This is a genomic window from Pseudomonas sp. MWU13-2105 (assembly GCF_023242315.1).
Lineage (GTDB): Bacteria > Pseudomonadota > Gammaproteobacteria > Pseudomonadales > Pseudomonadaceae > Aquipseudomonas.
Map to the genome: position 1 here is coordinate 92,136 of NZ_JALLIY010000002.1, position 14,121 is coordinate 106,256.

The 14,121-nt window shown below is 64.8% G+C and carries 7 protein-coding genes; 2 read left to right on the forward strand and 5 right to left on the reverse strand.

What is annotated here, in order from left to right; genetic code table 11:
* Positions 1–3 precede the first annotated feature (3 nt).
* From M5B96_RS03175 to M5B96_RS03195, 5 genes are all read right to left on the reverse strand, one after another.
* A complete protein-coding gene (locus M5B96_RS03175) occupies positions 4–3,900 on the reverse strand; it encodes a cellulose biosynthesis protein BcsC (RefSeq protein ID WP_248795040.1) in 3,897 nt (1,298 codons plus the stop codon).
* Positions 3,901–3,923: 23 nt separating this feature from the next.
* On the reverse strand, positions 3,924–6,224 hold the full coding sequence (gene bcsB, locus M5B96_RS03180; RefSeq protein WP_248795041.1) for a cellulose biosynthesis cyclic di-GMP-binding regulatory protein BcsB: 2,301 nt from the start codon (positions 6,222–6,224) through the stop codon (positions 3,924–3,926).
* Positions 6,221–8,422 (reverse strand): UDP-forming cellulose synthase catalytic subunit, encoded by a 2,202-nt coding sequence (gene bcsA / locus M5B96_RS03185; RefSeq protein ID WP_248795042.1) that lies wholly within the window; start codon positions 8,420–8,422, stop codon positions 6,221–6,223. The genes bcsB and bcsA overlap by 4 nt, the downstream gene beginning before the upstream one ends.
* Positions 8,419–9,489: a cellulose biosynthesis protein BcsQ gene (gene bcsQ / locus M5B96_RS03190; RefSeq protein ID WP_248795043.1), complete on the reverse strand. Its 1,071-nt coding sequence runs from the start codon at positions 9,487–9,489 to the stop codon at positions 8,419–8,421. Before bcsQ ends, bcsA begins: the two co-directional genes overlap by 4 nt.
* Before the next feature lie 383 nt (positions 9,490–9,872).
* Entirely contained in the window at positions 9,873–11,240 is a 1,368-nt protein-coding gene (locus M5B96_RS03195; RefSeq protein WP_248795044.1) for an inorganic triphosphatase, read from the reverse strand.
* A 158-nt stretch (positions 11,241–11,398) separates the two neighbouring features.
* On the opposite strand from M5B96_RS03195, the gene argE reads away from it, so the two are divergent.
* Both argE and argA read left to right on the forward strand, forming a co-directional pair.
* The gene (argE, locus tag M5B96_RS03200; RefSeq protein WP_248795045.1) at positions 11,399–12,559 is read left to right on the forward strand and encodes an acetylornithine deacetylase; all 1,161 of its coding nucleotides are present in this window, start codon (positions 11,399–11,401) and stop codon (positions 12,557–12,559) included.
* 143 nt (positions 12,560–12,702) lie between these two features.
* Positions 12,703–14,001, forward strand: a complete 1,299-nt coding sequence (gene argA, locus M5B96_RS03205) for an amino-acid N-acetyltransferase (protein ID WP_248795046.1) — start codon at positions 12,703–12,705, stop codon at positions 13,999–14,001.
* The last annotated feature ends 120 nt before the right edge of the window (positions 14,002–14,121 follow it).

The following is a 14,121-nucleotide window of genomic DNA, read 5'->3' on the forward strand; positions in this document are numbered from 1 at the left end:
GAGTCAGTTGGAGTAAGGCGAACGATAGGGGCTGACCGGCAAGGCCATGGGCCCGGTCATCTTCTCGAACAGGTAACGCAGGTACAGCTCGGCGCTCACCTGTCGGTAATCCTGGGCGTTATCCACCCCCAGCGAACCGCCGAGCAGCACATTCGAACCGAGCCGGTATTCGCCCGCCGCATTCAGGTTGTAGCCGATGCCGGTGCTGTTCTGGCCCGGATACGTGAGGTTGTTGGCGGCCTGCTCGGCGCTGTGGCCGGGAAAGTAGTCGGCGCCTTTCTGGTCGATATGCTGGACTCCCACCGCGCCGCTGAGCTTGTAGGTGAAGCGGTCGGAGCGCTGGGACCAGGTGACCGGGACCGCCATGGAGAAGAACGTCTGCGGGCTGAAGTAGCCGCCGTGGCCGTAGGTGAAGAACCCCTGGTTGTTCTCGTAGGACAGGACCGAGGTGCTCAGGCCCAGGGTCAGCTTGTCGTCGGGCTGGTTGTCCAGGTACCAGTAGATCCCGCCGCCCAGTTCGGCGCGGGTGTTGGACTCGACGTTGTTGCCGACCAGCTTGTGCAGGGCGCCGTAGCCATAGACCCCGACTTCCTGGTCGTCATAGCCGAGCTGGGCGCGCCCGCCGTTGGCGGTCACTCCACCCCACTTCACGCCGGTCCGCCGGTCCTCGGTGCCGGCGAATGAGGTCACGCTGTCGGTGACCGGGCGCCGCGACAGGGCGATGCTGTAGTGCATGTTGGGGCTGGACACCAGCGGCTGGTCCAGGCTCACGCCGCCGATCACGGTGTTGTAGGTGAAGCCCACCGGGCTGACGCCGATATCGGCCTTGATGCCGTGCTCCGGGTTCTCCACTGCCACGGCCATACCCACGCCGTTGGCCTGCTGCGAACCGGGGGAGCCGCTGGCCAGGCCGCTGCCGAAGCGGGTGAGGCTGTCGCTCTTGACGCTGCCGGCATGCAGCGAAACCGGCGTCACCCGCAGCGCCACGCGATTGTCGCCGGCGGGCAGGTTGGCTTCGAACGGCGCTTCGACATCGGTCAGTTTGCTCAGGCCCGATTCATTGTTGTTGCTGCGCACGCTCAGGCCCTGGGCGATATAACCGCTACGCTCCTGGAGAATTTCGTCCAGCGCGAGCTGCGCCGGGCTCTGGTTCAGGCGCGCGGGGTCGTCCGAACGGCGTCCGGGGGCAAAGGGATTGGCGCTCGGTGCCGGGTCGCTGTCCAGGCCGCTGTCGGGCACGGCGTCCGAGGCACTGTAGAGCTGCGGGGCCATGGCCGGGTCGGGTGGCATCGTATCGGCAGCCTCGCCGCCCGGTGCCAGCGGATCGGCTGTACGGGCGGTACCTCGACGCGGCTGCCCGGTTTGATTGCGGAACGGGTTGTCGCTGTCGTCGTCCTGGAGGTCGAGGGGCTGGCCGTCGCGGCGTTGGCCGCTTTCGATGGCCACGGCCTGGCGCAGCAGTTCGGCGGCCTCGGCACTTTTGCCCATGGCGCGGTAGGTTGCGGCGGCGCTGGTCAGCACCTTCGGCACTCCCGGCTTGAGCGCCAGGGAGGTCTTGAGGGACTTGTCGGCCTGGGTGTAGTCGTGGTCCTGGGCGGCCAGGCTGGCCACGCTCAGTTGCAGGTCGGCGTTGCGCGGGTCGTTCTGCAACAGGGGTTTGTACAGGGCCATGGCCTTGGCGTTATTGCCGTTGGCGGCATACATCCGTGCCAGCGCCGAGATCGCCTGGGTGTCGTGGGGGTATTGCTTCAGGATCGGCTTGAGCAGGTCGTAGGCCCCGGCCAGATTGCCTTTCTCGCGCAACTGGTCGGCCTGTTTGATGCGATAGAGTTTCACCAGCTCGGCGTAGTGTCGGTGATCGCTGTCGTTGAACCGCGTCCCTTGCAGGGAGCGGAGGATATCCGCGGCATCGTTGTCCTGGTCGGCCTTGAACAGGATGTCGGCGTATAGCAGTTGCAGTTTGGGGGCGGGAGTGGGGGAGCGCTCCACCATGTCGCGCATCAGGGCCACGCCCTGTTGCGGCTGTCCGGCGTCGATATAGGCCGCGGCCAGGATCGCCACCCGATCCGGCTTGCCGGCGGTCAGCGCCTGGCTGCGGGCCAGCAGCGCCTGGGCTTCCTGGCGCTGGCCGCGCCTGAGGTTGTCGACGGCGGCTTCGGTCTGTACATGCAGGGCGATCTCCTTGCCCAGTTCGTCCATCTCGCGGCTGCGCCTGGCCGGCGGGATACGTGCGAGGCTGGCCTGGGCGTCCTGCCATTCACCCAACTGGGCCGAGAGCAAGGTCCGGGTATAGAGCGCATCGGGTTGGTCGGGGTGGCGTTTGAGCAGGTCGTTGACCTGGTCCTTGGCGGCCTGGTTGCGGCCTTGTCCCAGGTAGATCCGCGCCAGGGCAAAGCGCGTCCAGGTATTGCCCGGGTCGTCCACCAGCGCCTGGCGATAGGCTTGCTCGGCGGCGCGCAGGTCGCCGCGCTGTTCGGCGAGCCGCGCGACCTGGGTGGCGCGCAACGAGCGGATGGAGACGGCGGAGCCCAGGCGGACCTGGTCCGCCGGGGGAATCGAGTCGATCAGCTTGAGCGCTTCATCGGCTTTACCCTGCTGCGAGAGCACCGCGATCAGCCCGCTCAGGGCCTGGGGATCGTCGCGATGACTGGCGAGGATACGCCGGTAGCTGGTCTCGGCCTGGGCCAGTTGGCCCCGCTCGGCCTGCAAGTTGGCCAGCGCCACCTGGCTGGCCGGCTGACCGGGGTTCTGCCGGGCGGCCTGTTCGATCATGTTCCGCGCCTGGTCCTCACGTCCGGCCTTTTGCGCCTCGCTCGCGCCGGCCATCAGTCGCCAGTAGCGGACGTTGTCCAGTGCCTGTTTCCAGGGATGTCCGCCGGGCTGTTGGGTGGACCTGAGCAGCAGGTCTTCGGCCTCGTTCAGGCGCTCCTGCTTTTGCCGCAGGACACCCAGGCCGCCGAGGGCGTCGGGGTCGTTGGGTTTTTCCTTGAGACGGGTTTGAAACGCCTGCTCGGCGGCGGCCAGGTCACCGCCCTCAAGCGCCTGCAGGCCTTGGGCGTCCTGCGGGTCGCGTTGCCAGGCGGGCACTTTGCGGGCGGGTGCCGCACTGCTGCGGGCCAGGGTCTTGCCCTTGTTCATCAGGTCGCGGATTTCCTTGTCGTTCGGGTGCGCGGCGAGGAACTGCTCGAACAGCGGGACTTGCGTCGGCGCCGGCGGGCCGATCCAGGTCAGGGCGAAGCGCCAGGTTTCGTTGGCGTCACCGCCGACATCCTTGTCCTTGGCGAGGACCGCCAGGCGGCGGATGCCTTCGGCCCGGGTGTCGAGGTTGCGGACCATGTGCTTGGCCAGGAACAGCGCCACGGCGCGGTCGTCCGGGCGTTCGCGCAGCAATCGTTCAAGACCGGCGCGGGCCTCCTGTTCGCCGCCCTTGGTATAACCCAGCAGGTAGTAATACTCGCGGGCCAGGGTGCCCTGGGGCTGCCGACCGTTGAGCAACTGGCGGTAGACTTTCACCGCGTCGTCGTATTTGTCGGCGTCCACCAGTTGCCGGGCCTGGGCCAGCAGTCGGGTCTGCTCATCGCTGCCCAGGGCAATGTCCTGTTCGAGTTGCTGGGCCTGGCGGGGTTGCGGCACCAGTGCCTGCAAACGGGCAAGGTACTTTCTCGCTTCCTCCGGCCGCTTGAGCTGGACGTTGCTCAGCCCCAGGCCATAGAGCGCTTCCGGTTGATCGGGGACGATCAGCAGCAACTTGTTCCAGGCGTCCATGGCCCGGTCGGGGTTGTTCTGCGACTGCCAGTAGCGCCCTTGCTCGATCAGTTGCGCCTGCGGATCGTCGGCCCGGGCCTGAAGGGCCGGGCTGGCCAGGGCAAACAGTAACGTCAGGGTGAGGGTGTGGCGCATGCCTGTTCTCCCGCGCCGTGGATTCACGACAACCGCCGTTTGGCCTGGGCCCGCAGCCCCAGGAAGATCAAGGTGCAGAGCAGCACGAAGCCGATCAGGGCGGCGAGCAGCATCCCGCTCAGATACCGCGACAGCAGCAGCTGCAAGTGCCGGAACCAGCCCAGGTGGCCGACGTAGTACGGCTGGTCGGCGGTGAGGGTGGTGATCTGCTTGTCCTGGATCACGGCCAGGCGGCCCTGGATCAGGTCCTTGTAATCGTCGCCGCCGATCAGCGCCGCGGTTATCTCGGTCAGCCGCGCCGGGTCGCTGCTGGCGACCACCACCACACTGCGACCGCTTTTGAGCGGCGACTCGAAGCCCGCCAGGTAAGGCGTGCCGCTGCCCGACCAGGCCAGGGCGGCGCGGGTCTTGCGGATCGCCGCTTGCGAGTCGGGGCTGAACCAGTCGTGAATGCGCAAGGCCAGGTCGCTGAGGTCGAAGAAGTGCCGGCTACCTTCGCTACGGGCCGGCAACGCGTCGGCCCATTGCTTGACCAGGGGCTGGTCGTTGCCGGTGGCAAACACCAGCAGGTCCTTGTCGCTGGCGGCCTCGACGTCCCGGGCCTGGATCACCTGCAGGCCGGTGGCCGGATAGCCGGTGGACTCGCCGAAACGCCCGAGCACGGTAAGGAAGGCGCTGAGGGTCGCGGGCTCCTGGGTGTCGGGCATCACCACCGCGGTCTCCGAGAGGTCGGCCAGGCGGGTGAAGGGGAAGCCGCTGTCGCGGAACTTGCCCAGGTCGGGCATCGCGGTGTAGTGGTCCAGGTTGCGCAGGTCGAGGGTCGAATCGCCTTCGATCTGGCCGCGCATGTCTTCGACGATAACGTCCCGGCACTCACCTTGTTTGACATAGTCATACAGGTAGCGCATTTGCAGCTGCGACTCGTAGGTGGCGATATCCAGGGGCAGGTACATGCTGGCTTCGCGGGGCAGGCTGTCGTCTTTCTTCAGCCACTCGAGCAGGTCCGGACCGCCGTTGAGATTGGGGATCGACGGCAATTGCATCGAACGCACCAGGTGATCGTTGAGGTGTACCAGCAGCGCCGAGTTGGTCGAGAACTGCTGTGGTGTGTAACGGTATTTGAGCAGCAGAGGGGCGCCGCGTCCGCGCCATTCGAACAGGTCCGGCGGCAGACGCAGGGGAATGATAATGTCCTCGGGGCTGTATCCGGAAACATGCAATTGCCGGGCTTCGACCAGTTCGCCGAGCTTCACCGGCCGGTCGGTCGGCAGCCAGTTGGGCGCGTCATAGGGCACACGTACCGGCAGCGGGTCGAGGTGGTCGATCAGCGCGGTGGCGCCGGACAGCGACTGGCTGCCCAGGGCGACGGCCATGGCGGCGGTCTTCAGTTCGGCGTCGTTGCGCCCGCTGATCACCAGCAACTTGCCATAGGGGTCGTTGGGGTTGGTCATCATGGTCACGCTGGGGCCGCTGGCCGGATTGCTCGACGGCTCGCCCAGCGCCAGGGTTTCGCGGTGGGTGACGAAGACAATGGCATTGCCCTTGGCCGGCAGCTGCCCGACGCTGGCGGGAAAGGTCGCGGTGCGGTAGCTGGCCAGGGCTCCGAATTTGGACGCGATCGCCGCGGCGGCTTCCAGCTTGGCCGGGCTGGGGTTTGCGTCGAACACAAAGGGCAGGACCAGCGGGCGCGCGTCGTGGCGGTCGAAGAACGGCACCGGCAGCAGGGCCAGGTCGTTTTTCAGGGCGATGGGCGAATACTGGATATTCAGTTGGCTGTCGTTGCCGACCCTGGCCCACAGGCTCGAGTGCAACGGGTCTTCACACTGCATCGTGTAGTGCCCGATCAGTTGCAGGTCCAGCCGGTTGAAGTCGGTGATCAGCCGCGCGGGGATCTCGACCACCCGCTCCAGGTCCTTGCCGGCCTGCTCCCGGGGCAGCGGCAGGCTGACGGCGACCCTGTCGTTGACCAGCACGTTGATCTGCGACAGCTCGGGCAGCATCAGTGCCGAATAACCGTAATGCAGGACCACCTGGACGCCGGTCACCACCTGGTCGGCGCGAATCCCGAAGTCGACGCTGTCGGTCGACTCGACACCGCGCAGGTACAAGGGGTCGCGGCGTCCCAGTTGCTTGAAGGTCAGGCTGTAGCTGTTCTTGTCACCGGCGATCACCGGGGCCTGGCTGGTGCCGGCAGCGGGGCTGCTGCGGTTGTCTGTTTGCGTCATGGCGTTGCCGGAGCCCGGATAGACACCGCAGCAGAGCAGCAACAGGAGGGCGTAACGAATGCAGCGTCCATCGCTGCCAGCGGAGAATATCGGGCTCATGGCGTGTCCAGGGCAGGTGCTGAGGAAGAGGTGCCAGAGCGCCGCCGTTCGAGCGCCTGGCCGGGTAATCTGAGGGTTGCCTTGAGCAACTCGGAAACGCCGTGCACGGCGATGACACTGATCGCGCGCAGGGCCTTGAGGGGGGGGTCGGGTACGCTGGTGCCCCAATTCCGCGCCCAGGTGTCGGCGCGCGAGAAGGTCAGGTGGACCAGGTCGCTTTGCTGGCTCAAGGTCATCGGGTCGAAGCGGATGCCGACCGTATTGTCGCGGCTGAAGACCACGCTGCCGTCGAAGTGATAGTGCTGCTGGTGGCGAAACAGCGAGACCCGCAACGGCGTGCCGAGGGGAATCGATTGACCCGGCGCCAGCTTCAGGCCCAGGCCGCCCTGGGAAAAGTCCTGGGTGTGGCTGTGATACTCGGTGCCGTCGGCCAGCCGCAGGCCGACCGGCAGTTTCGCCTCGATCCGGGGGGCGGCCCGTACCTGGCGGGTTTCGCTGGCGACCGCGATGGCGGCGGCGCACATAAGGGCGTTGTACAGGGCCCAGACCTGGTTGAGCAGCACCGTTTCATCGGTGGTGACATCGGCGCCGAGGTAGTCGTAGACCCCGTACACCACGGCGGCGATATTCAGGACCAGCAGCACGATGTAAGGCCGGGCCATCTTCCAGTCGAAGAAGCCATGGTGCAGGTCTCCGCCCTTGTCGGTGACGTTGAAATGCCCGGATTTCGGCCTGAGCATACCCATCAGCACCGGCGTCAGGATGTACCAGGCCAGCACCGTTTCGTAGACCTCGTTCCAGTACGAATGGCGGAAGCGCCCCTGGATGCGCGAATTGGTCAGGTTGGCCAGCAGCAGGTGCGGCGCCGCGTAGGCGGCCACCATCAGCGGCGCGGCATGGAAGATCTGCGCACCGAAAATCAGGTAGGCCAGAGGCGCGGTGAGAAACACCAGGCGCGGGAAGCCATAGAAGAAGTGCAGCATGGCGTTGCTGTAGCAGATGCGCTGGCCCAGGGTCAGGCCGCGGCCGAGCAAGGGGTTGTCGGTGCGGAAAATCTGCGTCATGCCGCGGGCCCAGCGCACCCGCTGATTGATATGCCGCGAGAGGTTTTCGGTGGCCATGCCGGCGGCTTGCGGCAGGGCCAGGTAGGCGGTGTTGTAGCCGGCGCGGTTGAGTTTCAGCGAAGTGTGAGCGTCTTCGGTGAGCGTGGTTTCATCCATCCCGCCGACGGCTTCCAGCGGCGCCCGGCGCATCAGGGCGCAGGAGCCGCAGAACATCGCGGCGTTCCACAGGTCGTTGCCGTCCTGCACCAGGCCGTAGAACAACTCGGCTTCGTTGGGGACCTGCTGGTAGGTCTTGAGGTTTTTTTCGAAGGGGTCCTGGGAAAAGAACACATGGGGGGTCTGCAGCATCGCAAGCTTCGGGTCCTTGAGGAACCAGCCCATGCTGATTTGCAGGAAGGAGCGCGAGGGCACGTGGTCGGCGTCGAAGGCGGCAATATATTCGCCGTGGGTGACCTTGAGCGCCGCGTTGAAGTTGCCGGCCTTGGCGTGCAGGTTGTTGTCGCGGGTCAGGTAGTGGGCGCCGACGCTCTCGCAGAACAGCCGGAACTCCTCGCGGTGGCCGTCATCCAGCACATAAACCTTGAGCTTGTCCGCCGGCCAGTTCATCCGCAGCGCGGCGAACACGGTGATCTTGACGATCTCCAGCGACTCGTTGACGGTGGTGATGAACACATCGACGCTGGGCCATTGCGCCGGGTCTTCGCTGAGCAGGATCGGCCGGCGCTTGAGCGGCCAGGCGGTCTGCACATAACCGAACACCAGCACCAGCAGCGCATAGAGCTCGGCCAGCACCAGGGTGTAGCCGAACAGCATGTCGTGGACGTTCTCCAACTCCAGGGTCTCGGTCAGGCGCCAGTACATGTAGCGCAACGAGGCAATCAGCGACAGGCTGATCATGGCGATGATCGGCAGGTGGCCTTCGACGCGTCGCAGGACCAGGACCGCGACCAGGCAGGCAAGTCCGAACAGGGTTTGCTGGAGCAGGTCCGCGGGCGCGCTGATCACCCCGGCCAGGACCACGGCGCAGAGGATCGCGGCGCACAGGATCAAGCCTAGGCGCAGCGGCTGCGACCATTGGCGGATGTGGTGCAGGGCGGTGCCGAGCAGGCGTTGGACGCGGCGTTCGAAGGTCATGGGTGCTTTGACTCCAGCTGATCGTGGAGCTTGTCGGCGATGGCCAGGAGGTCCTGGCAGCCGCGGGATTCTGCGGATTGCTCGAACGGATTGCATTCATAGGCCAGCGCCTCGGCGATGGCCTCGTCCCAGGTGATGGTTCCGAGCAGTTGAGTTTTCAGTTGGCGCTCGAGGATCTGCGCGATGTCCACGGACAAGGGGTGGGCGTTGTCCACGCCGTTGATCACGAACCAGCAGCTTGCCGGCCTGTCACCGCCCAGGTGGGGCTTGATCGCGGTGATCAGGCGCTCGAGGGCGGCGTGGGAGGCGGCGTCGGGCCGGACGACGGCAATCACCAGGTCGGCCATGTGCAGCGCCTGCTGCTGATAGATCGTGCTGCCGGGAGGGGTGTCGATGATCAGTGTGTCGTGCTTGCCGAGGGCCAGTTCGTTCAGGTGGCGGGCCAGCCAGTGCGGGTCACCTTCGAGCTGGTGTTCAAGGGCTTGCAACTGTTGCGGGTCGTTCTCGCCGAAGGCCAGCAGCCGGGTGTTGGCGTAGCCGGTTTGCGCGAGATCGCGCCAGCTGCGCTGTTCCAGGCTGGCCTGGCAGATACCTTGTGCGGGTGGGCGGGTGCCCAGGTGATGGTATTGCGCATTCTGTGGGTCGAGTTCGAGGACGATGGCCTGCCGATCAGTGCTGTTGAGCAGGATGGCCAGGAGACTGGCCAGGGTGCTGCGGCCGACGCCGCCACGGGTCGAGACCACCGCAATGATCCGGCCCGGAACCTGGGCGGCGAGGGCCGGCTGGGGTTGTTGCGTGGCCTGCGCCTGGCGTTGCCGGGCGAGATCCTGGAGCAGTGTGCGCAGGGACGGGGCTGCGGTTGTTTCAGGCGTGCCGGTATCTCCCTGGACGAGCGGCGGCGAGGTCGGTTCGGCAGGCGTGGGGGCTGGAGGCTGGGGGGCCGCAGGGGGGGCCGCTGGCGTTTCGGCGAAGACCCGGGCCACCTCGATTTCCCGATAGCGGTCGGCCTTGGCACCGAACTTTCCCATCAGGTTCGCAACATCATCGTCGTCATCTGAAGGCTGCATGACAGCACCCATCCGTACCATTCTAAGAAAATCTTGAAAGGGGACAGATACGGCTAATCACACAATGCCGTCGTGCTGCATGCCTACCGGGCGGTGGGCAAACGATGGTGTTCTTAAAGGTGTCGCCTGAACGTCTTGCGATAGAACCGAAGGCACTTAGTGTTAATCCAGAGTGCTTTATTGATCTATCAGGTTCAAATGTAGACCAGATTTACCGATGCAAGAAATTTTCGGCGTGTGTCATGTCGAACAGCGCACGGCTGTGGCACGTTTACCTGTAGGAGCCGGCTTGCTGGCGATAGCGATTTATCAGGCGACAACGATGTCGGCTATCTGATCGCATCGCCAGCAAGCCGGCTCCTACAGTGGACCGCGCTGGGGCGTTACAGACGCAACAAGGTCTTCCAGGCACGGCTCTGGAACACCGTCAGTGCCTGCTGCACCCGGGCCTCCAGCACTTCATCGCTGATGTCTGTCTCGGCCAGTTGCGCCAGCTTGTTCATTTCACCGAACAGGCGATCCAGCTCCGGCAACTCCAGCACGCCACGGGCCAGATGCAGCCAGGCCTGGATGCGTTCGATACGCGGCAGTTGTTCGGCGAGGTCTTCCGGTTGCTGCTGGTAGCGTCCCAGTTGCAACGAGGTGGCTTCTTCGGCCAGCAGCCGTGGCAACCAGTTCTGCAACTGCGCCGCACCCTGGCGATTGCCGCGGGTGGTGCGCTCGGCGGTCCAGCTACGGGCCAGCAGCCAGCGCGAGGTGTTCAGCGAGAACAGGCCCCAGCGCACATCTTCCAGCTCTTCAAGGAACTGCTCCGGCGCCGCCTTGCGCACGTCTTCGTCTTCCAGGCCTGCATTGATCAGCGGACGCCAGTCTTCCAGCAACGCATCCAGGGCGCTGCGCAGTTCGCTGGTGGATTGCCGTGGTGCGGCCTGGCCGAGGCTGCCGAGCAGGGCGCGCAACTCGATCAACTGCTCGACCCAGTCCTGCAGCAAACGCCAGTGACCATTGAAGCGATATTGTTCGGCTAGCCGCTGACTGCTGGCGAGCAAATGCCAGCCCAAGGCGGCGAACGCATCGTCCAGCGGCATCTCGGCGCTCAACTGCGGGGCCGGCAGGCTCAGCGAATAGCTGTTGGCATCGAACAAGCGATAACCGCGCTCGGCCTTGCTGATATCGCACGGCATCAGCGCCAGCTTCTCGGCCAGCTCGGCGGCCAGTTCCAGCAGTGCCGCCGGTTCGCCTTCGCGCAATTCCAGTTCCAGCTCGCAGATCTCTTCCTTCTGCTTGCCGGCGATGACAAAACCCAGGTCCAGCGCGGCTTCGATCACCACCTTGGCCTTGCCGCGACCCCAGGCGATTTCGGCGCGCTCGCGGACGAAATCGGTAGTGAAGATCGGCTTCAGGGTTTTCTTGTCCAGCTCGGCCAATGCCTCGGGCCAGCATTCGCCGTCGAGTTTTTTCACATCGAGCTTGGCCTTGGCCAGGTGCCAGTCGTACTCGTTGCGTTCCGACAGGCCGGCAACGCTCTGGCCACGGGTCTTGAGGGTCTGGATCACTTCTTCGCCGTCACGGCGCAGGCGCAGGGCGACCTTGGCCTTGGCCAGGTCGCGTTCGGGGGTGTCGAAATACTGATTGGTCAGCTCGCGACGTTCCCAGCCACTTTTGTTGCGTTTTTTCAGCAGCGGGTGCTCGCGCAGGGCGGCGAGGGTTTCGCGGCTGACGCGGAGTTTGATTTCGGTTTCTTTCTGCATGGCCGGAAAATCCAGGATCGGGAGCGCAGCCGGGGAGAAGGGGGCTGCCTAGGCCGTGCAGTGTACAGGACAAGCGGGCGGCACGCGTCGCGACGGTTTATTCCAGTTGCCGGATGGCTCTATGATGAGCCTCGCCTTGGAGTTCGGGAGTCAGCGTCATGCCGTTGCCGTCGATGAAAGATCAATTCGCTGCGCTGATTGCAGTCCCGTCTGTAAGCTGCACCCAGCCGAGCCTGGATCAGTCCAACCGGCCGGTCATCGACCTGCTGGCAACCTGGCTCGGCGACCTGGGCTTCAACTGCGATATCCAGCAGGTCAGTCCCGGCAAATTCAACCTGCTCGCCAGCTTCGGCAGCGGCCCCGGCGGCCTGGTGCTGGCCGGACACAGTGACACCGTGCCGTTCGATGGCGCGCTGTGGCAGACCGACCCGCTGAAACTGACTGAAGTCGATGGCCGTTGGGTCGGCCTGGGCAGTTGCGACATGAAGGGCTTTTTCGCCCTGGCCATTGAGGCCGTGCTGCCCTTGCTCGACCAACCGTTCAAACAGCCGTTACTGATCCTCGCCACCTGCGACGAAGAAAGCTCCATGTCCGGCGCCCGGGCCCTGGCCGCGGCCGGTCGGCCGCTGGGCCGTGCCGCGATTATCGGCGAGCCCACGGGCCTGAAGCCGATCCGCCTGCACAAGGGGGTGATGATGGAGCGTATCGAGATTCTCGGCCGCAGCGGCCACTCCTCGGACCCGAGCCTGGGGCATAGCGCCCTGGAAGCCATGCACGACGCCATCGGCGAACTCAAGGGCCTGCGCTGGCAATGGCAGCGCGAGTACAACAACCCGCAATTCAGCGTGCCGCAGCCAACCCTGAACTTCGGCTGCATCCATGGCGGCGACAACCCCAACCGCATCTGCGGCCAATGCTCCCTGGAGTTCGACCTGCGGCCCTTGCCGGGGATGGACCCGAGCGTGCTGCGCGCGGCGATCCGCGCCAAGCTCGAACCCCTGGCGCAGCGGCACCAGGTGAAGATCGACTACGCGCCACTGTTTGCCGAAGTGCCGCCATTCGAACAGGCCGCTGACACGGAACTGGTACAAGTTGCCGAAAAACTCACCGGTCATCGCGCCGAGGCAGTGGCATTTGGCACCGAAGCGCCTTATCTTCAGCGCCTTGGCTGCGAAACCCTGGTCCTGGGCCCCGGCGACATCGCTTGTGCGCATCAGCCGGGGGAATACCTCGAAATGTCACGTTTGCAGCCTACCGTGCATCTACTGCGTGAATTGATTCAACATTACTGCTTGAGCCCGGCCGCAACCTTGAGTTAAATGCGCGGCTGACTGACTTTTTACGAGATACCAAGGAGAGCGCGCGTGTCGCCAAGCCTGTTCCGACGATAACCAACAGCCCGTTGTGCGTTTTGACGTTGCACCTATTTTTTATTGGCTGTTTTTTATACAGGTTCAGGTTTATGCCCGATTACGTGAATTGGCTTCGCCATGCGTCTCCCTATATCAATGCCCACCGCGACTGCACCTTCGTGGTCATGTTGCCCGGCGACGGCGTCGCACACCCCAACTTCGGCAATATCGTCCACGACCTGGTGCTGCTCCACAGCCTGGGGGTGCGGCTGGTGCTGGTGCACGGTTCGCGCCCACAGATTGAAAGCCGCCTGGCGGCGCGTGGCCTGACCCCGCATTACCACCACGGCATGCGGATTACCGATGCGGCAACCCTGGAATGCGTGATCGATGCCGTGGGCCATCTGCGGATCGCCATCGAAGCGCGTCTGTCGATGGACCTGGCGGCCTCTCCGATGCAGGGTTCGCGGTTGCGGGTCGCCAGCGGCAACCTGGTCACGGCGCGGCCGATCGGGGTGCTCGAAGGAGTCGACTATCACCACACCGGTGAAGTTCGCCGGGTTGACCGCAAGGGCATCAACCGCCTGCTGGACGAGCGCTCGATTGTCTTGCTGTCGCCGCTGGGTTACTCGCCTACCGGGGAAATCTTCAACCTGGCTTGCGAAGACGTGGCGACCCGTGCCGCCATCGACCTGGGAGCGGAGAAACTCCTGTTGTTCGGTGCCGATCACGGCTTGATCGATGAAAATGGCAAGCTGGTCCGCGAGCTGCGTCCGCAGCAGGTGCCGGCGCATCTGCTGCGCCTGGGCAACGATTACCAGGGCGAATTGCTGGATGCGGCGGCTCAGGCCTGTCGTGGCGGCGTGGCGCGCAGTCATATCGTCAGTTATGCCGAGGATGGCGCGCTGTTGACCGAGCTGTTTACCCGTGACGGCGGCGGTACGTTGGTGGCCCAGGAGCAGTTCGAACTGGTGCGCGAGGCGGCCATTGAAGATGTCGGTGGTTTGCTCGACCTGATCAGCCCGCTGGAAGAGCAGGGCATCCTGGTGCGGCGTTCGCGGGAAGTGCTGGAGCGCGAGATCGAGCAGTTCAGCGTGGTTGAGCGCGAAGGCATGATCATCGCCTGTGCGGCGTTGTATCAGATCGCCGATTCAGAGGCGGGGGAGCTGGCGTGCCTGGCGGTGAACCCGGAGTATCGCCATGGCGGTCGCGGCGATGAACTGCTGGAGCGGATCGAGGCGCGGGCGCGGGCGCAGGGTTTGAAAACCTTGTTCGTGTTGACGACCCGTACCGCGCACTGGTTCCGCGAGCGTGGCTTTGAGCCGAGCAGCGTGGAGCGGCTGCCGAGCGCGCGGGCTTCGCTGTACAACTACCAGCGTAATTCGAAGATCTTCGAAAAAGCCCTTTAACCTTTGAGAGCGGATCTTGCCTGAGAGGCTTTTGTTAGCCTTGAGGGCATCTTCGCGGGCAAGCTCCGCTCCCACAAGGCCTGCGTCGTACGCGTCTTCTGTGTACGACACCGATCTTGT